This window comes from Pseudomonas mosselii (genome assembly GCF_019823065.1).
GTDB classification, from domain to species: domain Bacteria; phylum Pseudomonadota; class Gammaproteobacteria; order Pseudomonadales; family Pseudomonadaceae; genus Aquipseudomonas; species Aquipseudomonas mosselii.
This window is the reverse complement of the sequence record NZ_CP081966.1, coordinates 6,073,961-6,096,063: the sequence shown is the minus strand read 5'-3', so window position 1 is coordinate 6,096,063 and position 22,103 is coordinate 6,073,961. Positions and strand designations below refer to the sequence as shown.

The following is a 22,103-nucleotide window of genomic DNA, read 5'->3' as shown; positions in this document are numbered from 1 at the left end:
CGCCTTGAACCTACCCCGCAAGGATGAAGAGAGCGCCGCGTGGAATCCGAAGTCAGTCGAGTCCAACTCAGCCACGATCCACGCAGTCAGCATGACGACCCGCTGCTGGACAGCCTGCTGACCCTGTGTGTCCTGCACCAGAAGCCCGCCAGCCGGGCCATGCTGACCACCGGGCTGCCCTTGCCCTCGCAGCGCCTGACCCCCGAGCTGCTGCCCCGTGCAGCCGCCCGTGCCGGGCTGCAGGGGCGCCTGCTGCAGCGCAAGCTCGAGCAGATCCCCAGCATCGCCATGCCGGCGATGCTGCTGCTCAAGGAAGGCCGTTGCGCCGTCCTGCTCGGCTGGGAGAACGAAGACACCGCGCGCCTGCTGCTCAGCGAGAGCGACGGTGGCGAGGTGCATGTCACCCGTGAGGCGCTGCAGGGCGACTACAGCGGCAAGGTGTTCTTCGCCCAGCCGCAGCACAAGTTCGACGTCAACCACGGCAACCTGATCCCGCGCGCGCGCTCGTGGTTCCGCGACACCCTGCTGCGTAGCAAGTGGCTGTACATCGATGCCATCGCCGCCAGTCTGGTGATCAACCTGATTGCCCTGGCCGCGCCGTTGTTCGTGATGAACGTGTACGACCGCGTGGTGCCCAACCAGGCCACCTCGACCTTGTGGGTGCTGGCCATCGGCATTGCCGGTGCCTATGTCTTCGACCTGATTCTCAAAGGCTTGCGCAGCCTGTGCCTGGACCTGGCCGGCAAGAAGACCGACCTGATCATCTCGGCGACGCTGTTCGAGCGCATCGTCGGGATGTCGATGAAGTACCGCCCGGCACGGGTCGGCAGCTTCGCCCAGAACATCCACGAGTTCCAGGGCCTGCGCGACTTCCTCGCCTCGCTGACCCTGACCAGTCTGATCGACCTGCCGTTCACCTTCCTGATCCTCATGGTCATCGCCATCATTGGTGGGCACCTGGTGTGGATTCCGATCCTGGCCTTCCCGTTGGCGCTGGGCATCGGCTATGCCCTGCAGAAGCCGTTGATGGCAACCATGGAGCGCACCATGGCCCTGGCCTCCGAGCGCCAGTCGAGCCTGATCGAGACCCTCGCCGGGCTGGATGCGGTCAAGGTCAACAACGCCGAGAGCGAGCGCCAGTACATGTGGGAGCAGACCCTCGGCACCCTGAGCCGCCTGGAGCTGCGGGTGAAGGTACTGTCGGGCCTGGCCATGAACATCACCGCGCTGATCCAGCAACTGGCCGGTGTGGCGATGATCTGCGTGGGTGTGTACCTGATCATCGACGGCAACCTCAGCATGGGCGGCCTGGTGGCCTGCTACATGCTCAGCGGTCGCGCCCTTGGCCCGCTGGGCTCGCTGAACGGCCTGCTGGCCCGCTACCAGCAAGCCAAGGTGACCATGGTCGCCACCGACCAGATGATGGAACTGCCCCAGGAGCGCAACTTCGAAGAGCGCCCACTGAGCCGCCAGGTGCTGCAGGGCGCCATCGAGTTCCGTGGGGTCGAGTTCACCTACCCGAATCAGCAGAACCAGGCGCTCAAGGGCATCAACCTGAACATTCGCCCGGGCGAGAAGATCGGCATCATCGGCCGCAGCGGCTCGGGCAAGAGTTCCCTGGCCAAGCTGATCGTGGGCCTGTACGAACCGGACAACGGCTCGCTGCTGGTCGATGGTGTGGACATCCGCCAGATCGACGTCAGCGAACTGCGCCACAACATCGGCTACGTGCCCCAGGACATCCAGCTGCTGGCCGGCACCCTGCGCGACAACCTGGTGAGCGGTGCCCGCTACATCGAGGACGAACTGATTCTCCAGGCTGCGGAACTGGCCGGCGTGCATGAGTTCGCCCGGCTGCACCCCGACGGCTACGAGCTGCAGGTCGGCGAGCGTGGCCAGAACCTCTCCGGCGGTCAGCGGCAGAATGTCGCCCTGGGCCGCGCGCTGCTACTCAACCCGCAGATCCTGCTGCTCGACGAGCCCACCAGCGCCATGGACAACACCGGCGAGGAGCGTCTCAAGCAGCGCCTGGCCGCGGTGATCGAGAACAAGACCGTGCTGCTGGTCACCCACCGGGCTTCGTTGCTGTCGCTGGTGGACCGGTTGATCGTCATCGATCGTGGACAGATTGTCGCGGATGGCCCGAAAGCCGCCGTCATGGATGCGCTGAAGAAGGGGCAGATCAGTGTTGCATAAGCTGGATATCGGGCGTTTCAAGGACAACCTGCGCCGCTACTTCAAGGGCTCCGAGTCGCTGGCCGGCCAGCCGCTACCCGAGGTCAACAAGGCGTTGATCGAGGACGCGCCACGGGTGGTGCGCCTGACCATCTGGGGCGTGATCGCGTTCTTCCTGTTCCTGATCATCTGGGCCAGTGTCGCGCCCATCGACGAGGTGACGCGCGGGGAGGGCAAGGCCATCCCGTCGTCCAAGGTGCAGAAAATCCAGAACCTCGAGGGCGGCATCGTCGCCGAAATCTTCGCCAAGGAAGGGGAGATCGTCGAGGTCGGCCAGCCGCTGCTGCGCCTGGACGAAACCCGCTTCGCCTCCAACGTCGACGAGACCGAGGCTTCGCGCCTGGCCATGGCCTTGCGCGTGCAGCGCCTGACGGCCGAGGTCGAGGACAAGCCGCTGCAGATCGACGAAGAACTGCGCAAGGCCGCGCCAAGCCAGGCCGCCAACGAACAGTCGCTGTACCAGAGCCGTCGCCAGCAACTGCAGGACGAGCTTGGCGGCCTGCAGCAGCAACTGGTGCAGAAGCAGCAGGAGCTGCGCGAGTTCAACTCCAAGCGCGCCCAGTACGCCAACAGCCTGCAGTTGCTGCGCCAGGAAATCGCGATGTCCGAGCCGCTGGTGGCCCAGGGCGCGATCTCCCAGGTCGAGGTGCTGCGCCTGCGTCGCGCCGAGGTCGAGAACCGTGGCCAGATGGACTCCACCGCCCTGGCCATCCCCCGTGCCGAGGCGGCGATCAAGGAAGTCGAGAGCAAGATCGAGGAGACCCGCGGCAAATTCCGCAGCGAGGCGCTGACCCAGCTCAACGAGGCCCGCACCGAGCTGAACAAGGCCACCGCCACCAGCAAGGCGCTGGACGACCGCGTGCACCGCACCATGGTCACCTCGCCGGTGCGCGGCATCGTCAAGCAACTGCTGGTCAACACCATCGGCGGGGTGATCCAGCCGGGCAGCGACATCATCGAGATCGTGCCGCTGGACGACACCCTGGTGGTAGAGGCGAAGATCCTGCCCAAGGACATCGCCTTCCTGCACCCGGGCCAGGAAGCCACGGTCAAGTTCACCGCCTATGACTACACCATCTACGGCGGCATGAAGGCCAAGCTCGAGCAGATCGGTGCCGACACCATCACCGACGAAGACAAGAAGACCACCTACTACCTGATCAAGCTGCGTACCGACAAGAGCCACCTGGGCACGGACGAGAAGCCGCTGCTGATCATCCCGGGGATGGTGGCGACAGTGGATATCATGACCGGCAAGAAGACCATCATGAGCTATCTGCTCAAGCCGATCATCAAGGCCCGCAGCGAGGCGCTTCGCGAGCGCTGATCGATCTTGTGGGAGCGGCCTCGGTAAGGCCGCTCCTTCATATGGATATGTCGTAAAGGTATTTAAAATCCTGTTCTTATGACTTTATAGTCACCCCACTGCGTACCCGCCGACCAATCGGCGCGCCGCACGACTCGAACCCACACGGGCAATCCCCGTGCGTTTCCGATCGTTGCGCGCCCTGAAGTCGCGCACTGCGTGGGAGTGAACAATGCCAGCCGCCTCGAACGCCTTGTTGACCATCGACAGCGCCCTGCCGCAAACCTTCGACATCCGTCCGTTCCCCGGCGCCGTCGGTGCCGAGATCATCGGCCTCGACCTGGCCCGTGCGGTCAATGCCGAGGATTTCACCCGTATTCACCGCGCCCACCTGGACCATCACGTCCTGGTGTTTCGCGACCAGCGCATTACCCCCGAACAGCAGATCGCCTTCAGCCGCCGTTTCGGCGAGCTGCAGATCCATGTGCTCAAGCAGTTCCTGCTCGCCGGCCATCCCGAGATCCTGATCGTTTCCAATATCGTCGAGGACGGCCGCAACGTCGGCCTGGGCGATGCCGGCAAGTTCTGGCATTCGGACCTGTCGTACAAGGAGCTGCCGAGCCTGGGCTCGATGCTGCACGCCCAGGAGCTGCCCAGCGAAGGCGGTGACACCTTGTTCGCCGACATGCACAAGGCCTGGGACGCGCTGCCCGAGGCCCTGCGTCGGGTCGTCGAGGGCCGCAGCGCCGCCCACTCCTACACCGCCCGTTACGCCGAGACCAAGTTTGAAGGCAACTGGCGCCCGACGCTGACCGCCGAGCAACTGGCCCAGGTCCAGGAGGTTATCCATCCGGTGGTGCGTACCCACCCGGAAAACGGCCGCAAGGCGCTGTTCGTCAGCGAAGGCTTCACCACCCGCATCGTCGGCCTGCCGGATGACGAAAGCCGCGACGTGCTGCAACAGCTGTACGCCTTGAGCGTGTTGGAGCAGAACATCTATCGCCACCAATGGCAGCCCCACGACCTGGTGTTCTGGGACAACCGCTCGCTGATCCACCTGGCCACCGGTTGCCCCGCGCACCTGCGCCGCAAGCTGTACCGCACCACCATCCAGGGCGATGCCCCGTTCTGACGACTGAGGAAACACATCATGCGCAAATCCATCAGCCGCCTGGCGGCAAGTATCGGCCTGGGCGCCAGCTTGGGTCTGGGCAGCCTGGCGGCGCCGACCGTGGCCCATGCCGAAGGGCAGATCCGCATCGCCGAACAGTTCGGCATCGTCTACCTGCTGCTCAATGTGGTGCGCGACCAGCAACTGATCGAGAAGCACGGCAAGGAGCAGGGCCTCGACATCAAGGTCGACTGGGCCCAGCTGTCCGGTGGCGCGGCGATCAACGACGCCTTGCTGTCCGGCTCGGTGGACATCGCCGGCGCCGGTGTCGGGCCGCTGCTCACGGTGTGGGATAGAACCCGCGGCCGGCAGAACGTCAAGGCCGTGGCCTCGCTGGGCAACTTCCCGTACTACCTGGTCAGCAGCAACCCCAATGTGAAGACCATCGCCGATATCTCCGACAAGGACCGTATCGCCGTTCCGGCGGTGGGCGTTTCGGTGCAGTCGCGCTTCCTGCAGTATGCCGCCGCCCGGCAGTGGGGCGACAAGGAGTACAACCGCCTCGACAAGTACACCCTGGCCGTGCCGCACCCGGACGCCACCGCGGCTTTGCTGGCCGGCGGCACCGAGCTCAACGGGCACTTCTCCAACCCTCCGTTCCAGGACCAGGTGCTGGCCAACAAGAACGTGCACGTGGTGCTCGACAGCTACGACCTGCTCGGCCCCAACTCACCGACCCTGCTGTTCGCCACCGAGAAATTCCGCAAGGACAACCCCAAGACCTACAAGGCCTTCGTCGACGCCCTGGCCGAGGCCGCCGACTATGCCCAGAAGGACAAGGCCGGCGCCGCCGACACCTACATCCGCTTGACCAAGGCCAAGATCGACCGCGAGGCGCTGATCAAGCTGATCGACAACCCGCAGTACGAATTCACCGTCACGCCGAAGAACACCTACAAGTTGGCCGAGTTCCTCTACCGGGTCGGCGCGATCAAGAACAAGCCTGAATCGTGGAAGGACTACTTCTTCCAGGATGAACGCCCGTTGCAGGGGAGCTGAACGCCGATGACCGCCCCATTGCCAGGCCACACGGCCAGCAACCTGAGCCGTGTCGCCACCCCACCGCTGCTGGCGGTGGACAACCTGAGCCTTGAATACCGCACCGCCCAGCGCGTGGTGCGGGCCACCCACCAGGTCAGTTTCGAGGTCGACCGCGCCGACCGTTTCGTCTTGCTCGGCCCGTCCGGCTGCGGCAAGTCCACCTTGCTCAAGGCCGTGGCCGGCTTCATCGAGCCACGGGAAGGGCAAATCCTGCTCCAGGGCCAGCCGGTGCGCGGCCCGGGGCCGGACCGCATCGTGGTGTTCCAGGAGTTCGACCAGTTGCCGCCGTGGAAGACGGTGAAGCAGAACGTGATGTTCCCGCTGCTGGTGTCCGGCCAGCTCAAGCGCGCCGAGGCCGAGGAGCGGGCGCTGCATTACCTCGAGAAAGTCGGCCTGGCCGCCTTCGCCGACGCCTACCCGCACACCCTGTCCGGTGGCATGAAGGCCCGCGTGGCCATCGCCCGGGCACTGGCCACGCAGCCGAAGATCCTGCTGATGGACGAGCCGTTCGCCGCCCTCGACGCCCTGACCCGGCGCAAGATGCAGGAAGAGCTGCTGCTGCTGTGGGAGGAGGTGCGCTTCACCCTGCTGTTCGTCACCCACTCCATCGAAGAGGCGCTGGTGGTGGGCAATCGCATCCTGCTGCTGTCGCCGCATCCCGGGCGGGTGCGGGCCGAGGTGCACAGCCACCAGTATGACCTCGGTAGCCTCGGCGCCAGCGATTTCCAGGCCAGTGCCCGGCGTATCCACCGGCTGTTGTTCGACGAGGCCGATGCCTCGACGCCAGCGGACGATCTGGGCTTCAACGATATCCGTATCGCCTACTGACGGGAGCCAGGGCATGACGACGACACCTGTACGCCAGGAATACGAAGTGCAGCTGCAACCCCTGCCGGGTGTGCCGCTGGAGCGCGAGCTGCCGCTGGTGCAACGCTTGTGGCAACAGGGCTGGCTGCGCAAGGCCGTGATCCTGGTACTGCTTGCGTTGGTCTGGGAGGCCGTTGCCGGCTATACCGGCAACGACCTGCTGCTGCCGAGCTTCCTGCAGACCGCCAGCGCGTTGTGGGACGGGCTGCTCAGCGGCGAGCTGCCGGCCAAGGTCGGCGTATCGCTGGTGGTGCTGCTCAAAGGCTATGTGCTGGGCATCGTCCTGGCCTTCGGCCTGACCAGCCTCGCCGTCTCGACGCAAGTGGGGCGCGATCTGCTGGGCACGCTGACCTCGATGTTCAACCCGCTGCCGGCCATCGCCCTGCTGCCGTTGGCCTTGCTCTGGTTCGGCCTGGGCGACAACAGCCTGATCTTCGTGCTGGTGCACTCGGTGCTGTGGGCGCTGGCGCTGAACACCTACGCGGGCTTCCTGGGCGTGTCCGAGACCCTGCGCATGGCCGGGCGCAACTACGGGCTGCGCGGCCTGCGCCTGGTGCTGCATATCCTGGTGCCGGCGGCGCTGCCGTCGATCCTGTCGGGGCTGAAGATCGGCTGGGCCTTCGCCTGGCGTACGCTGATCGCCGCCGAGCTGGTGTTCGGCGCCAGCAGCGGCAAGGGCGGGCTGGGTTGGTACATCTTCCAGAACCGCAACGAGCTGTATACCGACAAGGTGTTCGCCGGATTGGCGGTGGTAATTCTTATCGGCCTGCTGGTGGAGGGGCTGGTGTTCAACACCCTGGAGCGGCTGACCGTGCGGCGGTGGGGGATGCAGCGCTAGGGCTCGCGGAGCTCAATTCCGATACCGCGCCGCAGCGCTGTCCAGCGTCCGCGCAATCTCCTCGCGCAGCGCCTGCGGCGCTTCCACCACCAGCCCATCCCCCTGGCTCAGCAACCACCAGCGCAGGGGCCAGCCGTCCGCCACCGTCGCCCGCAGCCGGTGCCCCTGTTCCAGGGCAGTCAGTTGCATGTCGGCAGTCAACGGCGCTTCGCGCAGTCGGCGGGCCAGCAGGTCGCTGATCCATGCCTGCAACTCGACCCCTTCCCCTTGCCCTGGCTGCAGCGTATCGCCGCGCAGGTACCCCTGCAGGTCGAAATTCCCACGCAGCTCGCCACCGGCATTGGCCGACCAGTGCCAGCCGAACGGGATGCTCTTGTCGTTGCGCTCCAGCGGGAAGATCAGCGACAGCTCGTTGAGGTCGCGCTCGACCGTGCGCTTGCTGACGGTGAAGCCCACGTCACGCAGGCGCCACACCAGTTCGGCACTGGTGATCCCGGGGGAGCGGCTGGGCAATTGACGGAGCAAGGCCCATTGGCGGCTGAGGGTGGCGCGGGTGGTGGCGAACGGCAAAAGGAAACGTCCTTGTCTAGGCTTGCCGGCATAGGATGGCGGCACGGGTAGGGCATGGCAATTGGCCACAGCGTGCTCAGATCAAGGAAGATGCAATTGGTTGCCTGGGATCAATTCGTTCGCGACAGGTTTTGTCGTGGCATCGCGCAGAATCACGCCTCACCACAGTGGAGGTTGGAGCTGTGGGTCGTTCAATGAGGATGAACATGTCTGCCGCCAGCAATATCCATTCGCTGCTCGCCCGGCTTCTCCCCGAGCGGATCGTCCCGGCCCCGGCACGCCCCGGACAGCGCCACAGGCTGTTCGCCGGGGTCGGCATGCCCAGCCAGCAGGCCTTGAGCGGCGAGCGTTTCGGCCTGGCCGATCGGCTGGACGAGGCGGTCGACCTGCAGGCGGTCTACCACGACCTGTGCCGCCAGGCTTTGCTGGGCAATGTCGCGGCGCTCAATGACCTGGGCTGGATCTGGCTCAACGGCAAGTACTGGCGCGGCGACACCGTGCTGGCCGGCCACCTGTTGCGCATGGCCGCGCTGCAGGGCAATGCCGCGGCCTGGTTCAACCTTGGCCAACAGCATTACTTCGGCAAGGGTGTGGATGTCTCCTACGCCAACGCGGCCGAATACTACCGGCATGCCTTCGAGCGGGGCATGGTGCATGCCGCTGCGGCGCTGGGAGATTTGTACGAAGAAGAGGTGTGCGAGGGCGACCAGGTGTGGCAGGTCGACCCGCTCGAGGCGTACCAGTGGTTCCTGCGTGGCGCCCAGCGCGGGGAGACGCGCTGCCGCTTCGAGGTGGGCTACCGCTTGTTGCATGGGGTGTATGTCGAGGCGGACACCAAGGCCGGGCTGTATTGGCTGGAGCTGGCGGCGGCGACTGGCGTGATGCAGGCGGCCGAGGAGTTGGCGGTGCATTTCAGCAGTCGCGATGCGGCGCGCTACCTCGGCTGGCGCGACCAGGCCATCCAGATGGGCAGCACCCTGGCGCTGACCATGAAGCTGGAAGACCAGATCCAGCCGTGAGGCAATGTTCAGCGATCCCTGTATGAGCGGCCTTGCCGAGGCGTCGGACCGGTCGCTCCAGGGATCGTGTTATCCGGCTAGATCGCGGGTAGATGAACAACCTTTCATCGTTTCCCTCCGTCACCCCCGGTTGACGACAGGGGTAGGGCAGGGCGTATATTGATAGTTAGCAAACTATGAATATCCTCGGTTCCCATATGTCCCTCGACGCACTGCACCTGAAAATCAGCAGCGGCATGGTCGTCGCTGCCCGTCATTGGCGGCGCCTTTGCCAGGGCGCCCTGACCGGCTACGGCATTTCCGAAGCCTGCGCCGTGCCGCTGCTGATGATCGTGCGCCTGGGCGACGGTGTGCATCAGGTGGCAGTGGCGCAGGCGGCCGGGCTGGAAAGCCCGTCGCTGGTGCGCCTGCTCGACCAGCTGTGCAAGGCCGGGCTGGTCTGCCGCAGCGAGGACCCGCTGGACCGCCGCGCCAAGGCCCTGAGCCTGACCGTCGAGGGGCGCGCCCTGGCGGAGTCCATCGAAGGCGAATTGGTACGCCTGCGTCGTGAGGTGCTCGGCGGTATCGACCAGGCCGACCTGGACGCCACCTTGCGGGTGATCCAGGCGTTCGAAGCCGCGGGCGTGATGCCATGAGTGGCTTCTTCAGCTCCGTGCCCCCGGCCCGCGACTGGTTCTACGGCGTGCGCACCTTCGCCGCGTCGATGATCGCCCTGTACATCGCCTTGCTCATGCAGTTGCCGCGTCCCTACTGGGCCATGGCCACGGTGTACATCGTCTCCAGCCCGTTCCTCGGCCCCACCACCTCCAAGGCGCTTTACCGGGCCCTGGGTACGTTGCTGGGCGCCGGCGGAGCGATCCTCCTGGTGCCGCCGCTGGTGCAGTCTCCGCTGCTGCTGAGCATTGCCATCGCCCTGTGGACCGGCACCTTGCTGTTCCTTTCGTTGAACCTGCGCACGGCCAACAACTACGTGCTGATGCTGGCCGGCTATACCCTGCCGATGATCGCCCTGGCGGTGGTCGACAACCCGCTGGCAGTGTTCGACGTTGCCTCGTCCCGCGCCCAGGAGATCTGCCTGGGCATCGTCTGCGCGGCGGTGGTCGGCGCGATTTTCTGGCCGCGCCGGCTGGCGCCGGTGGTGGTGGGCGCGACCGGCAACTGGTTCGCCGAGGCGATCCGCTACAGCGATACCTACCTGGCCCGCGAGGCCAGCGCCGACAAGGTCGGCGGCATGCGTGGCGCGATGGTTGCCACCTTCAACTCGCTGGAATTGATGATCGGCCAGCTCGGCCACGAAGGCGCCGGCCCGCATACCCTGAAAAATGCCCGTGAGCTGCGTGGCCGGATGATCCACCTGTTGCCGGTGATCGATGCCCTGGACGACGCCCTGATCGCCCTCGAGGGCCGCGCCCCGGCCCAGTTCGCCCAGTTGAAACCGGTACTCGATGCTGCTCGTGAATGGCTCAAGGGCACTGCCGACAGCGCCTCGGTGGCGCGCTGGACCGCCCTTCACGAGCGGATCGACCGCCTGCAGCCCGGCGCCGGCGCCATCGACCAGCGCGCCGAACTGCTGTTGTCCAACGCCCTCTACCGGCTGACCGAATGGGCCGATCTCTGGCAGGACTGCTGCAGCTTGCAGCACGCCCTGCGCAAGGACGACGCCACGCCCTGGCGCGCGGTCTACCGTCACTGGCGCCTGGGCCGTCTGACGCCGTTCTTCGACCGTGGCCTGATGCTCTATTCGGTGTTCTCCACCGTCACCGCCATCATCGTCGCCTGCGGCCTGTGGATCGGTCTGGGCTGGAACGACGGCGCCAGCGCGGTGATCCTGGCCGCCGTGTCGTGCAGTTTCTTCGCCGCCATGGACGACCCGGCGCCGCAGATCTACCGGTTCTTCTTCTGGACCTTGATGTCGGTGATCTTCTCCAGCCTGTACCTGTTCCTGGTACTGCCCAACCTGCACGACTTTCCGATGCTGGTGCTGGCCTTCGCGGTGCCGTTCATCTGCGTCGGCACCCTGACCGTGCAGCCGCGTTTTTACCTCGGTACCCTGCTGACCATCGTCAACACTTCGACCTTCATCAGTATCCAGGGCGCCTACGACGCCGACTTCTTCACCTTCATCAACGCCAACCTGGCCGGTCCCGTGGGCCTGCTGTTCGCCTTCATCTGGACCCTGGTGGTGCGCCCGTTCGGCGTGGAGCTGGCGGCCAAGCGCATGACCCGCTTCACCTGGCGCGACATCGTCGAGATGACCGCGCCGGCCACCCTGGCCGAGCACCGCCAAGTCGGCGTGCAGATGCTCGACCGCCTGATGCAGCACCTGCCGCGCCTGTCGCAGACCGGCCAGGACAGCGGCGTGGCCCTGCGCGACCTGCGCGTGGGCCTGAACCTGCTCGACCTGCTGGCCTACCTGCCGCGCGCCGGCGCCGAGGCCCGCGAACGCCTGCGCACGGTGATCGAGGAGGTAGGCAGTCACTACGCCGCCTGCCTGCGTGCCGGCGAGCGCCTGCATGCCCCGGCGGCGCTGCTGCGCAACATGGAGCGTGCGCGCCTGGCGCTGAACCTGGACGAATTGTACGAACGCGGCGACGCCCGCACCCACCTGCTGCACGCCTTGAGCGGCCTGCGCCTGGCGCTGCTGCCGGGCGTGGAAGTGATGCTCGAGCCTGCCGAGCAAACGCAACTGCCCCCCGGACTCGACGGAGCGCCCCTGTGATCGGTGAACTGGATATCAGCGGGGTGTTCCTGCCCACGCTGCTGGTGATGATGTTTGGCACCTACCTGCTGTTCCTCGGGGTGCACGCGGTGCTGGTGCGCCTGCATTTCTACCGCCTGGTCTGGCACCGGGCGCTGTTCAACGTTGCCCTCTATGCCGTGCTGCTTGGCGCGGTGGACCACTTTTGCCGAAGCCTGATGCTGCCATGAAAAAACCTTTGCTGACCCTGGGCCGCGTGGTCCTGACCTTGCTGGTAGTGACCTTCGCCGCCGTGCTCGTGTGGCAGATGGTGGTGTACTACATGTTCGCCCCCTGGACCCGAGATGGGCATATCCGTGCCGACGTGATCCAGATCGCCCCGGATGTGTCCGGGCTGATCCAGAAGGTCGAGGTGCGTGACAACCAGACCATCAAGCGCGGTGACGTGCTGTTCACCATCGACCAGGACCGCTTCACCCTGGCCCTGCGCCAGGCCAAGGCGACCCTGGCCGAGCGCCAGGAAACCCTGGCCCAGGCCTCCCGCGAGGCGCAGCGCAACCGCAAGCTGGGCAACCTGGTGGCGGCCGAGCAGCTTGAAGAGAGCCAGTCCCGCGAGGCCCGCGCCCGCTCGGCGGTGAACGAGGCCCAGGTGCAGGTGGATGTGGCCCAGCTCAACCTCGACCGCTCGGTGGTGCGCAGCCCGGTGGACGGTTACCTCAACGACCGCGCCCCGCGTGCCCACGAGTTCGTCAGCGCCGGGCGTCCGGTGCTGTCGGTGGTCGACAGCGCCTCGTACCATGTCGATGGTTACTTCGAAGAGACCAAGCTGGGCGGTATCCATATCGGCGATGCCGTGGAGATCCGCGTGATGGGCGACAACACCCGACTGCGTGGCCGGGTACAGAGCCTGGCCGCCGGCATCGAAGACCGCGACCGCAGCAGCGGTGCCAACCTGCTGCCCAACGTCAACCCGGCGTTCAGCTGGGTGCGCCTGGCCCAGCGGATTCCGGTGCGCATCGCCTTCGATGAAGTGCCGGAAGACTTCCGCATGATCGCCGGACGCACCGCCACGGTGTCGATCATCGAGGGCCAGCATCCATGAAACAGCTGATCCTGGCCGGGCTGTGCCTGTCCCTGGGGGCCTGCATGATGGTCGGCCCTGACTACGAGCTGCCCAAGGACGCCGCCGTGCAGCGCGACGACCTCAATGGCCCGCTGCGCCAGGACGCCGACAGCGTGGTCTCGGCGCCGGTGCCCGAGGACTGGTGGCAGTTGTACCAGGATCAACGGCTCAACGAGCTGGTGCGCCAAGCCCTGAGCGCCAACACCGAACTGCGCGTGGCCGCCGCCAACATCGCCAAGGCCCGCGCCCAGGTGGAGGTGGCCGAGTCCCAGGGGGGCTTCAACGGTGGAGTCAAGCTGGGCGCCCAGCGCCTGCAGGAGTCCGGCGAAGCGTTCCTGCTGCCGGAGAAAGTGCCGGTGGCCAATATCGGCGAAGCGATCATCAGCGCCAGCTACCAGTTCGACCTGTGGGGTACCTTCAAGCGCGGCACCGAGGCCGCCAAGGCCAACGCCGACGCGGTGCAGGCTGCCGCCGACACCGCGCGCATCACCCTGGTGGCCGATGTGGTCAAGGCCTATACCCAGGTGTGCTCGGCCAACGAGGAATACCACATCGCCCGAGAGTCGCTGGACCTGCAGCAGCAGAGCGTGCAACTGACCCAGCGCCTGCGCGACGCCGGGCGTGGCGACGAGACCCAGGTCACCCGTTCGCAGACCCAGTTCAAGTCCCTGCGCGCCGAACTGCCACGCTTCAAGGCCGAGCGTGAGGCGGGCCTCTACACCCTTGCTGCGTTACTGGCCAAGCCGGTCGAGCAGCTGCCCGCCGGCACCGCCGATTGCGCCGAACTGCCCCACCTGTCGCAGCTGGTGCCGGTCGGTGACGGCGCGGCCCTGCTCAAGCGCCGCCCGGACGTGCGTCAGGCCGAGCGCCAGCTGGCGGCGGCCACCGCCAGCATCGGCGTGGCCACCGGCGCGCTGTACCCGGATATCAGCATCGGCGCCCAGGTGGGCACCATCGGCATCCTCGAGAACCTCGGCGAGCCGGCCACCAACCGTTGGGGCTTCGGTCCGCAGATAAGCTGGAACATCCCCACCAACGGCACCCGCGCGCGCATTCGCATGGCCGAAGCCTCGACCCAGGCGGCATTGGCGCATTTCGACGGGGTGGTGCTCAACGCCATTCGCGAAACCCAGACCCGCCTGGCGCAGTACAGCGCGCTGCTGGATCGGCGCGATGCCCTGGCCGAGGCAGAGCGTTCGGCCAAGGAGTCGGCGGACCAGACGCATCTGCGTTACCAGGTGGGGCGTGAGTCGTTCCTGGCGGACCTGCAGGCGACGCGGACCTATACAGACGTAAGGGCGCAGCTGGCGGCGGCCAACAGCCAGGTGGCGATGGGGCAGATAGGGGTGTTTCTGGCCTTGGGTGGCGGCTGGAAGGACAGTGCCAGGCCTTGATGATTCACCTGTAGGAGCGGCACAAGGCCGCTCCAGGGATTGTGTGGGTTAGTTCAGCACCCGCGCCGGCTCATCCGGCGGCAGGTTGTCCCGCCCACGCGGCTGCTTCGTCTGCCCAGGCACCGAACCGCCCAACTGCTCGGCCAGCTGCTGCGCCACATCCTCGCCCAGCGCCTTCGACACATCACGCACCACCCGCGGACGGTTCAGCGTCACGCGGCGGTCCTGGCCCTTCACCAGCTTGGTGTCCTGCCCCTCACCCATGGCGGTGAACGCCGAGGTGATCTCGTAGGTGCGGGTGTTGATCAGGCTGAAGTCGGCGACCACCGTCAGGCCCAGTACCGCCGAATAGCTGTCGGTGTGGTCCAGCGAGTTGATGTCCTGCTGGAAGTCGATGTCCGACAGGGTGCCGAACAGCACGTAGTCGGCACCCTTGAACGCGCCATTCTTGATGCGGCGGATCACGTCGTAGACGTCTTCCTTCGAGTCGGCGGTATAAGGACGGCCCTGGACCAGCTGGAACATGCCGGTCTTGAGGATCTCACCCTTGATGTCGCCACCGAACTTGCGCAGCTCGGTCTGCTCGATGTAGCTGTTAAGGCTCTCGTACTCGCTGTAGCTCGACTGGCCGCTGGCGTGATACATGCCGGCCTGGCCGCTGCTCTGGGCGTTGATGGTGTGGATGTATTCCTCCACCTGCGCCTGGTAGGCCAGGTCGGTCACCGCCACCTTGGGGGCCGCCTGCGCGCCGAAGGCGCAGGCCAGGCCGATGATTGCCATCCATGCACGCATCGATCAGCGCTCCGTGGTCTTGCGGATTTCTTTTTCGTCCATCCACTCGGCCAGGCCGCTTTCCACGTCGATCAGCTGCAGGCTGAACTTGTAGAACACGTCCTTGTAGTCGCTGCTGCGCTTGACGATCGAGCTGATCGAGCCTTCCAGACGGTACTTGGCGGCGATCATGTTGCCGGTCTTGGCCACGGTCTTCTTCTTGTACAGACCGCTCTGGTTCTGCAGCTTGAGCTGGTCGACCTGGCTCTGCATGTCGGTGTTGTCGCTGGCGAAGCGGGCGGCGCCGGACTTCATCAGCTGGGTCTTGATGGAGGTGGTGATCTCGCGGGTATCGATGTACTCGCTGGTCTTGTTCTTGACGTCGTACACCTGCACCACCGGGCGGCCGTGCAGCACGCCGGACTGGGCCAGGGACCGGGTCATGCTCTCGGCGATCATCTGCAGGTCGGTGGAGCCGAACTCGTTGGTCACCAGCTCGACGGCCTTGCTGTCGCCGTAGCTGATGTTCTTGCCGCCGAGTACCGGCGACGGGGTGCTGCAACCGCTGACCAGGGCAATGGCGATGGCGGCGAGGGAAAGGCGTGCAAACATGGAACGTGCTCCTGAAAGGGATTACCGGGTGTGGACTTCGAGGCGGAAGTCGCGGGCAGCGGGGCTCGGGGCGATGGCGGGCAGGAACTTGGCCTGCTTGCCGTACAACGGCAGGGCTTTCCAGCTCTCCTCGTCGGCCACCGGGAAACCGTCGCTGCCCAGCCAGGCGAAGCGGTAGAAGAGTGTCTGGTTGCTGCGGCTGGTGTTGGTCAGCGCCACGTTGACGGTGAGGTAGCCGTTCTCGCGGGCGACGCGCATCTGGCCGACTTCGATGTCATCCAGCTGGCCCATGGTCACCACCTTGCTGGCGGCGCTGCCAGGGGCTGGGGGCGGGGTGGCGCAGCCGGCCAGGAGGGCGACGGCGGCCAGTGCGAGGCATGTTCTGCGCATGTTCGATCCTTGGGTTACTTGAGGCTGGCGACAGCGGTGGCTGCGGCCTGCGGTGCGACGACGACGGCCGGGCCGCCAGCGAATACGCGATTGCCGACCACGCGCAGGGTGACCACCTGGTAGGGGCGATCGACCTTCACGGTGACCTGGGTTTCGCCGAGGCTCGACGGCAGGCTCAGGTGGTGTTCGCCTGGCTTGAGGCGTACGCGGGCCACCTGGGTTTCGTCGGGCAGGGTGCGCCAGGTGCGGGTATCGGCGCCTTCCAGCACGGTGGAGGCGATGCCCACCACCAGCCCGGCCATCGGGTTGGTCTTGTTCAGGTTCTTCTGCGCCACGCCGCGGCTGATGGCGCGCACGCTGGTGCGCAGGATGATGCCCGGCATGTCGTCGCGCAGGGCGCGGCGCGACATGGCCGTGGTGCTGTTGAGCGCGGTCAGGGCCAGGGCCTTGTCGTTGAGCTGGATCTCGCCCAGGTGCGCGGTCGAGGTGTCTTCCTTGATGATCGGGAAGGACAGCGGGGTGATCACCAGGTTGTCCTGGATCGGCAGCGGCAGGGGAATGCGGATCGAGTCACGGGCCGGGGCCAGGCCGGTCTGCACCACGATCAGCACATCGCTTTCGCCGGCCTTGGCGCTGTTCTTGTCCAGGTCGAGCAGCGCCTGGTCGAGCAGCGGCGTGTTCGGGCGCAGCTCGGCGGCCTTGCGGTAGCCCGGCGCGGCCAGGCCCTTCTCGCCGAGGGCCTCGTAGACATAGCCGGACAGGTAATGGCTGAAGGCGCTCTGGTAGCTGTTCTTCAGGCCGACCACCTCTGGGGCGTCGAGGCTGGCGACCGGGTAACCCTGCAGGTCCTTGTACTCGGTCTTGATGCCTTCCTTCTCGGCCTCTTCCTCGCGCTTGAGGTATTCCTTGTCGCGCAGCTCGGCGATGATCGCCTCACGCTCGTGGGTCTTCTTGATCTCGGTGCGGGCACCGTCGAAATCGTTCTGTGCCAGCAGGTTCAGGGCCATCTGCGTGGTCAGCATGACTTTTTCGTAGTCATAGCCTTCGTAGCGGCGAACCTTGTCGTTGACCAGGTAGCTGCCGAACTGGCTCAGGTACTTGTCGGTGTCGAGCTTGACCGACTCTTCCCATTGGAACACCACGCTGTCGGCCGAGCGCCAGGCGTCCTGGCTGCCCTTGAGGTCACCCTTGGAGCGCAGCAGCTCGCCTTTTTCGAAGTAGTAGAGCAGGTCTTTCTGCTCGCCCTTGTTGTTGCTCTCGAGCAGGGCGAGGGCGGCGTCGACGTTGCCGGCGGCCAACTGCTTGTTGGTCTCCTGCAGTTCGCTGTCGTAGCTGCGGAACACCGAGCAGCCGGTGAGCTGCACGGCGGCGACCAGGGTCGCCAGGGTGAGGGCGCGGGATACCATCGGACTTCTTCTTTCCCTGAAACGGTTGGCCGCGTGGGCGGGGGCGGCAGATCCCTCTGTTTTATCGCCAGAACCTCTCGATGGAGGCGCCTTGATTGCTAATGGCTATTACGGCGGCGCGGGATTATACCCAAAGTAGTAGTACGGTGATGGCGAATTGCTTCGCATTTTTGGCGCGATGCCATCAGTTGGAAAAATGCATTCCCGGTCGGTGCATTCCGTCAATTTGTCTCAAGATTTTTCATGAAATCTGCCCATGAGCCTTGAGCAGGGGAGAGTGGAAGTGAACAATGTTCTCTTTCGTATTTCCGTCGAGATTGGCCATGACTTCCCGTTCCCGTCTGCTTGCCTGGCTGCCTGCCCTGCTGTTTGGCCCGGTGCTGGCCCTGTGCAGCACCCCGACGCTGGCCGAAGCAACCGCCGAGGCGACCAAGGCGCTGCACCTGCTGGATTACATCGGTGCCGACTACCCGCCGACCGTACGCGACGGCAAGGTGGTGGACGACGGGGAATACCGCGAGCAGCAGGAGTTCAGCGGCGTGCTGGCCGAGCTGGTCAAGGGCCTGCCCGCGCATGCCGAGCACGGTGCCCTCGAGCAGGGTGTGCAGAGCCTGCGCGAGGCCATCGACCAGCGTCAGGACGGCGCCGCTGTTGCCCGCCAGGCCCGCCAACTGGGGGCGCGTCTGGCAGTGGCTTACGAGGTCAGCCAGGCCCCGGTGATCACCCCGGACCCAGCCCGCGGCGCGGCGCTGTATGCGCAGAACTGCGCGATCTGCCACGGTGACACCGGCCTGGGCGACGGCCCGGCCGGCATCGGCCTGGAGCCTGCGCCGGCCGACCTGCGCGATACCAGGCGCCTTGACCAGTTGAGCCTGTTCGACCTGTACAACACACTCGGGCTGGGCATTGAAGGCACCGAGATGCCGTCGTTCGCCGAACAACTCGACGAGCGCCAGCGCTGGGACGTGGCGGCCTACATCGCCAGCTTCACCGCCGACCCGCAGGCGGCCAAGGGCGACAAGACCTGGAACATCGCCGACCTGGCCCGGCAGACTCCGGCCGAAGTCGCCGCCAGCGAAGGCGCGGATGCCGTGGCCGCGTTCCGCGCCCAGCGCGCGCAGCCGCCGCAGGTCAAGCGCGGCCCGGCGCAGTTGCTCGAATACACCTCCAGTACCCTGGACAAGAGCCTGGCGGCCTACCGCGCCGGCGACCACGATCAAGCCTACGATTTGTCGGTGGCGGCCTACCTGGAAGGCTTCGAGCTGGTGGAAAGCTCGCTCGACAACATCGACGCCCAGGCCCGCAAGGACACGGAAAAGTCACTGATGGCCTACCGTCAGTCGTTGCAGGACGGCCTGCCGGTGGCCCAGGCCGAACAGCGTCTGGCCGAGGCCAAGGCCAGGCTGGAGCAGGCCTCCAAGCTGCTGGGCAGCGATGGCCTGAGCTGGTCGTTGAGCTACGTCTCCGGCCTGCTGATCCTGCTGCGCGAGGGCCTGGAGGCGATCCTGGTGCTGGCGGCGATCCTGGCCTTCCTGCGCAATACCGGTCAGCAGTCGGGGGTGCGCAGCGTCAATATCGGCTGGGGCCTGGCGCTGGTCGCCGGCTTCGCCACCTGGGCCCTGGCGGCCTATGTGATCGACGTCGGCGGTGCGCAGCGGGAACTGCTCGAAGGTTGTACGGCGCTGTTCGCCGCGGTGATGGTGCTGTGGCTCGGCGTGTGGATGCACGATCGACGTCACGCCGCCGCCTGGCAGGACTACATCAAGCGCAGCCTGGTCACTGGCGGCGGGCGCTTCGGCTTTGCCTTGCTGGCGTTCTTCTCGGTGTACCGCGAGCTGTTCGAGGTGATCCTGTTCTACGAGACCCTGTGGCTGCAGGCCGGCCCGGCTGGCCATCAGGCGGTGCTGGCCGGTGGCGCCACGGCGTTGGTGCTGCTGGTGGGCCTGGCCTGGGTGATCCTGCGCGGCTCGGCCAAGCTGCCGCTGTCGTTGTTCTTCAGCATCAACGCGGCGCTGTTGTGCGCGCTGTCGGTGGTGTTCGCCGGGCATGGCGTCAAGGCCCTGCAGGAAGCCGGGGTGTTGGGAACGCGGCCGGTGGCGTTCTTCGAGTTCGACTGGCTGGGGATTCATGCCGATGCCTATTCGCTGGGCGCGCAGGTCGTGGCGTTGCTGGCAATCGTGTTCCTCTACGGGCGCAGCCGGCTGGCCGAGAAGCGCCGGACAGCGGCCAGCTGAGATACTTCAGGGCCGTCATGCGGCCCATCGCGACGTAAGGCCACTCCACAGGCATACTGGCAGCTCTGTGGGAGCGGCCTTGTGTCGCGAAAGGAGGGCGCGGCCCTCCCAGCTATGCGAGGAAACGAAAGCAATGCGTGTATGGATCGATGCCGACGCCTGCCCCAAGGCGGCCAAGGACCTGATCGTCAAGTTCGCCCTCAAGCGCAAGCTCGAAGTGGTGATGGTGGCCGGCCAGCCGCAGATCAAGCCGGCCTTCGCCTGCGTGCGGCTGATCGTGGTGCCCAGCGGCATGGACGCGGCCGATGACTACCTGGTGGAGAACGCCGAGCCCGGCGAGCTGGTGATCTGCAGCGACGTGCCGCTGGCCGATCGCCTGATCAAGAAGGGCGTGGCGGCGCTGGATCCGCGCGGTCGCGAGTTCGACGAGCGCAACATGGGCGAGCGCCTGGCGGTACGCAACCTGTTCACCGAGCTGCGCGAGCAAGGTCAGGTTGGCGGTGGCCAGGCGCCCTATGGCGAGCGCGAGAAGCAGGCGTTCGCCAATGCGCTGGACCGCATTCTCACTCGCCTGTCCAAAGCCTGACGTTATCCCGGAAGCATCCGCCAAGCCTGTAGGAGCGGCCTTGTGTCGCGATGGGGCGCGTAGCGGCCCCAGGATCTTGGCATCATGCAAAATCGCCGGGGCGGCTACGCAGCCCATCGCGACACAAGGCCGCTCCCACAGGGACCGCAGCGGCTATGGGCTTGTGCTTTACCTGTAGCCGACGATGAGGCCGGTACGGGTAGCACAAGACAGTTGCCCCTGCACCAGCGTCTGTCAGTCGTTCTCGTGGGTCAGCTCCAGCACCCGATCCACCAGCTTGTAGATACCACCGGCCGCCTCGCTGATCGACTTGGCCAGCATGTACGCCGGCGTGGTCACCAGCTTGCGCTGGGTATCCTCGACAATGTCGTGCACATCGCACTCCTCATGGGTGCCGCCCATCTTCACCACCGCCGCGCTGGTGCTGGCGTCGTTGCCGATGGTGCAGACCACGCCCGGCCCGTAGATCTTCGCCGCAAGGGCCGGCGAGATGCAGATCAGGCCAACGGGCTTGCCCGCCTCGGCGAAGGCCTCGGCCAGGGCCAGCACATCTGGCTGCACGCTGCACTTGTCGCCTTCGACGGCAAAGTTGGAGAGATTCTTGGCCGCGCCGAAGCCGCCTGGAACGATCAGGGCGTCGAAGTCTTCGGCTTTGGCTTCGCGAATGTCCTTCACCTCGCCACGGGCAATGCGCGCCGACTCCACCAGCACATTGCGCGATTCGGGCATCTCTTCCCCGGTCAGGTGGTCGATCACATGCATCTGCGCGATGTTCGGCGCGAAGCACTGCACCTGGGCGCCACGCTGGTCCAGGCGCAGCAGGGTGATCACGCTTTCGTGGATCTCGGCGCCGTCGTACACGCCGCAACCGGACAGAATCACCGCAACTTTTTTTGTCATGCTCAATACTCCAGTGTCGAGGCGCTAAATGTCCTCTAGTTTGGCAGATGTAGCCATGGGATTTGCCCTTCGGCGGGCCTAATCTTCGTGGACAACCTTGGAGGTGGCCGTTCATGGACCTGATTCTGCTGGCCGTGCCGTTCTTCTTCGTGCTGATCGCGGTGGAGCTGATCGCCGACCGCGTGCGCGGCCGGCGCAATTACCAGCTCGCCGACTCGATCAACAGCCTGAGCACCGGCGCGCTGTCCACCAGCACCGGGTTGCTGACCAAAGGGGTGGGGCTGGTCACCTATGCCCTGGCCTGGGAACACGTGGCTTGGCTGCGGCTGCCGGCCGATGCCTGGTGGGTGTGGGTGGTCGCCTTCGTGCTCTACGACCTCTGCTACTACTGGCTGCACCGCCTGGGCCATGAGCGCAACGTCTTGTGGGCCGCGCACTCGGTGCATCACCAGAGCGAGGAGTACAACCTGACCACCGCCCTGCGCCAGACCAGCAGCGGCTTCCTGTTCTCCTGGATCTTCTACCTGCCGCTGGCGCTGCTGGGCGTGCCGCCCCTGGTGTTCATCACCGTGGCGTCGCTGAACCTGCTGTACCAGTTCTGGGTGCACACCCGCCATGTGCCCAAGCTGGGCTGGCTGGAGTGGATCTTCATCACGCCGTCCAACCATCGCGTCCACCATGCGCAGAATCCTTTGTACTTGGATCGCAACTACGGCGGCGTGTTCATAATCTGGGACCGGTTGTTCGGCACCTTCCAGGAGGAGGACGAACGCGAGCCTGTGATCTTCGGAGTAACCACGCCGCTGGCCAGCTGGAACCCGCTGTGGGCCAACGTGCAGTTCTACGCCCAGCTCTGGCACGACGCTCGTCGCGCCGGCAGTTGGTGGGACAAGCTGCGCATCTGGTTCATGCCCACTGGCTGGCGCCCGGCGGATGTGGCCG

Annotated in this window: 20 protein-coding genes and 1 pseudogene; 15 read left to right on the top strand and 6 right to left on the bottom strand. The window is 65.8% G+C overall.

The features are described from left to right. Positions 1-39 precede the first annotated feature (39 nt). The 6 genes from K5H97_RS28315 to K5H97_RS28290 all read left to right on the top strand — a co-directional run bounded on the left by K5H97_RS28315 (position 40) and on the right by K5H97_RS28290 (position 7,458). Positions 40-2,196, top strand: a complete 2,157-nt coding sequence (locus K5H97_RS28315) for a type I secretion system permease/ATPase (RefSeq protein WP_028689256.1) — start codon at positions 40-42, stop codon at positions 2,194-2,196. Then, positions 2,186-3,562 carry an HlyD family type I secretion periplasmic adaptor subunit gene (locus tag K5H97_RS28310; protein ID WP_028689255.1) on the top strand — a complete coding sequence of 459 codons (1,377 nt, stop codon included), beginning with the start codon at positions 2,186-2,188 and terminating at the stop codon, positions 3,560-3,562. The genes K5H97_RS28315 and K5H97_RS28310 overlap by 11 nt, the downstream gene beginning before the upstream one ends. Positions 3,563-3,773: 211 nt before the next feature. Next, complete coding sequence (locus K5H97_RS28305; RefSeq protein ID WP_028689254.1) at positions 3,774-4,673, top strand: TauD/TfdA dioxygenase family protein; 900 nt, start codon at positions 3,774-3,776, stop codon at positions 4,671-4,673. Positions 4,674-4,691: 18 nt separating this feature from the next. Continuing rightward, positions 4,692-5,711, top strand: coding sequence for an ABC transporter substrate-binding protein (locus tag K5H97_RS28300; RefSeq protein ID WP_028689253.1), 1,020 nt, complete (start codon positions 4,692-4,694; stop codon positions 5,709-5,711). A 6-nt stretch (positions 5,712-5,717) separates the two neighbouring features. After that, positions 5,718-6,581 (top strand): ABC transporter ATP-binding protein, encoded by an 864-nt coding sequence (locus K5H97_RS28295; RefSeq protein WP_028689252.1) that lies wholly within the window; start codon positions 5,718-5,720, stop codon positions 6,579-6,581. A gap of 13 nt (positions 6,582-6,594) precedes the next feature. Then, complete coding sequence (locus tag K5H97_RS28290) at positions 6,595-7,458, top strand: ABC transporter permease (protein WP_028689251.1); 864 nt, start codon at positions 6,595-6,597, stop codon at positions 7,456-7,458. A 12-nt stretch (positions 7,459-7,470) separates the two neighbouring features. Here the strand turns inward: K5H97_RS28290 and K5H97_RS28285 are convergent, their stop codons facing one another. Continuing rightward, positions 7,471-8,028, bottom strand: coding sequence for a WYL domain-containing protein (locus tag K5H97_RS28285; RefSeq protein ID WP_028689250.1), 558 nt, complete (start codon positions 8,026-8,028; stop codon positions 7,471-7,473). Between the two features lie 206 nt (positions 8,029-8,234). On the opposite strand from K5H97_RS28285, the gene K5H97_RS28280 reads away from it, so the two are divergent. From K5H97_RS28280 to K5H97_RS28255, 6 genes are all read left to right on the top strand, one after another. Continuing rightward, positions 8,235-9,047, top strand: coding sequence for a tetratricopeptide repeat protein (locus tag K5H97_RS28280; RefSeq protein ID WP_028689249.1), 813 nt, complete (start codon positions 8,235-8,237; stop codon positions 9,045-9,047). Positions 9,048-9,244: 197 nt separating this feature from the next. Further along, positions 9,245-9,682, top strand: a complete 438-nt coding sequence (locus K5H97_RS28275; RefSeq protein WP_028689248.1) for a MarR family winged helix-turn-helix transcriptional regulator — start codon at positions 9,245-9,247, stop codon at positions 9,680-9,682. Then, complete coding sequence (locus tag K5H97_RS28270) at positions 9,679-11,766, top strand: FUSC family protein (RefSeq protein WP_028689247.1); 2,088 nt, start codon at positions 9,679-9,681, stop codon at positions 11,764-11,766. Before K5H97_RS28275 ends, K5H97_RS28270 begins: the two co-directional genes overlap by 4 nt. After that, a complete protein-coding gene (locus K5H97_RS28265) occupies positions 11,763-11,975 on the top strand; it encodes a DUF1656 domain-containing protein (protein WP_016392395.1) in 213 nt (70 codons plus the stop codon). Before K5H97_RS28270 ends, K5H97_RS28265 begins: the two co-directional genes overlap by 4 nt. After that, the gene (locus K5H97_RS28260) at positions 11,972-12,847 is read left to right on the top strand and encodes an efflux RND transporter periplasmic adaptor subunit (protein ID WP_028689246.1); all 876 of its coding nucleotides are present in this window, start codon (positions 11,972-11,974) and stop codon (positions 12,845-12,847) included. Before K5H97_RS28265 ends, K5H97_RS28260 begins: the two co-directional genes overlap by 4 nt. Beyond that, positions 12,844-14,262 carry an efflux transporter outer membrane subunit gene (locus K5H97_RS28255; protein ID WP_028689245.1) on the top strand — a complete coding sequence of 473 codons (1,419 nt, stop codon included), beginning with the start codon at positions 12,844-12,846 and terminating at the stop codon, positions 14,260-14,262. The genes K5H97_RS28260 and K5H97_RS28255 overlap by 4 nt, the downstream gene beginning before the upstream one ends. A gap of 48 nt (positions 14,263-14,310) precedes the next feature. Here K5H97_RS28255 and K5H97_RS28250 read toward each other — a convergent pair whose 3' ends face one another. Genes K5H97_RS28250 through K5H97_RS28235 form a run of 4 tightly spaced genes read right to left on the bottom strand, consistent with a single transcriptional unit; the run spans position 14,311 to position 17,441 of the window. Further along, a complete protein-coding gene (locus K5H97_RS28250; RefSeq protein WP_028689244.1) occupies positions 14,311-15,054 on the bottom strand; it encodes a hypothetical protein in 744 nt (247 codons plus the stop codon). A gap of 3 nt (positions 15,055-15,057) precedes the next feature. Further along, the gene (lpoB, locus tag K5H97_RS28245) at positions 15,058-15,645 is read right to left on the bottom strand and encodes a penicillin-binding protein activator LpoB (protein ID WP_028689243.1); all 588 of its coding nucleotides are present in this window, start codon (positions 15,643-15,645) and stop codon (positions 15,058-15,060) included. Positions 15,646-15,666: 21 nt separating this feature from the next. Continuing rightward, positions 15,667-16,035 (bottom strand): YcfL family protein, encoded by a 369-nt coding sequence (locus K5H97_RS28240; RefSeq protein WP_028689242.1) that lies wholly within the window; start codon positions 16,033-16,035, stop codon positions 15,667-15,669. A gap of 14 nt (positions 16,036-16,049) precedes the next feature. After that, the gene (locus tag K5H97_RS28235; RefSeq protein WP_028689241.1) at positions 16,050-17,441 is read right to left on the bottom strand and encodes a COG3014 family protein; all 1,392 of its coding nucleotides are present in this window, start codon (positions 17,439-17,441) and stop codon (positions 16,050-16,052) included. Positions 17,442-17,731: 290 nt separating this feature from the next. Here K5H97_RS28235 and K5H97_RS28230 point away from each other — a divergent pair, with 290 nt between their 5' ends. After that, on the top strand, positions 17,732-19,675 hold the full coding sequence (locus K5H97_RS28230) for a cytochrome c/FTR1 family iron permease (RefSeq protein ID WP_028689240.1): 1,944 nt from the start codon (positions 17,732-17,734) through the stop codon (positions 19,673-19,675). Between the two features lie 133 nt (positions 19,676-19,808). Further along, positions 19,809-20,261, top strand: coding sequence for a YaiI/YqxD family protein (locus tag K5H97_RS28225; protein ID WP_028689239.1), 453 nt, complete (start codon positions 19,809-19,811; stop codon positions 20,259-20,261). 234 nt (positions 20,262-20,495) lie between these two features. Here K5H97_RS28225 and elbB read toward each other — a convergent pair whose 3' ends face one another. After that, positions 20,496-21,161, bottom strand: coding sequence for an isoprenoid biosynthesis glyoxalase ElbB (gene elbB / locus K5H97_RS28220; protein WP_028689238.1), 666 nt, complete (start codon positions 21,159-21,161; stop codon positions 20,496-20,498). Between the two features lie 113 nt (positions 21,162-21,274). Between elbB and K5H97_RS29825 the strand changes: the two are divergent. Continuing rightward, a pseudogene (locus K5H97_RS29825) lies at positions 21,275-21,901 on the top strand (sterol desaturase family protein); the annotation flags it as partial. Between the last annotated feature and the right edge of the window lie 202 nt (positions 21,902-22,103).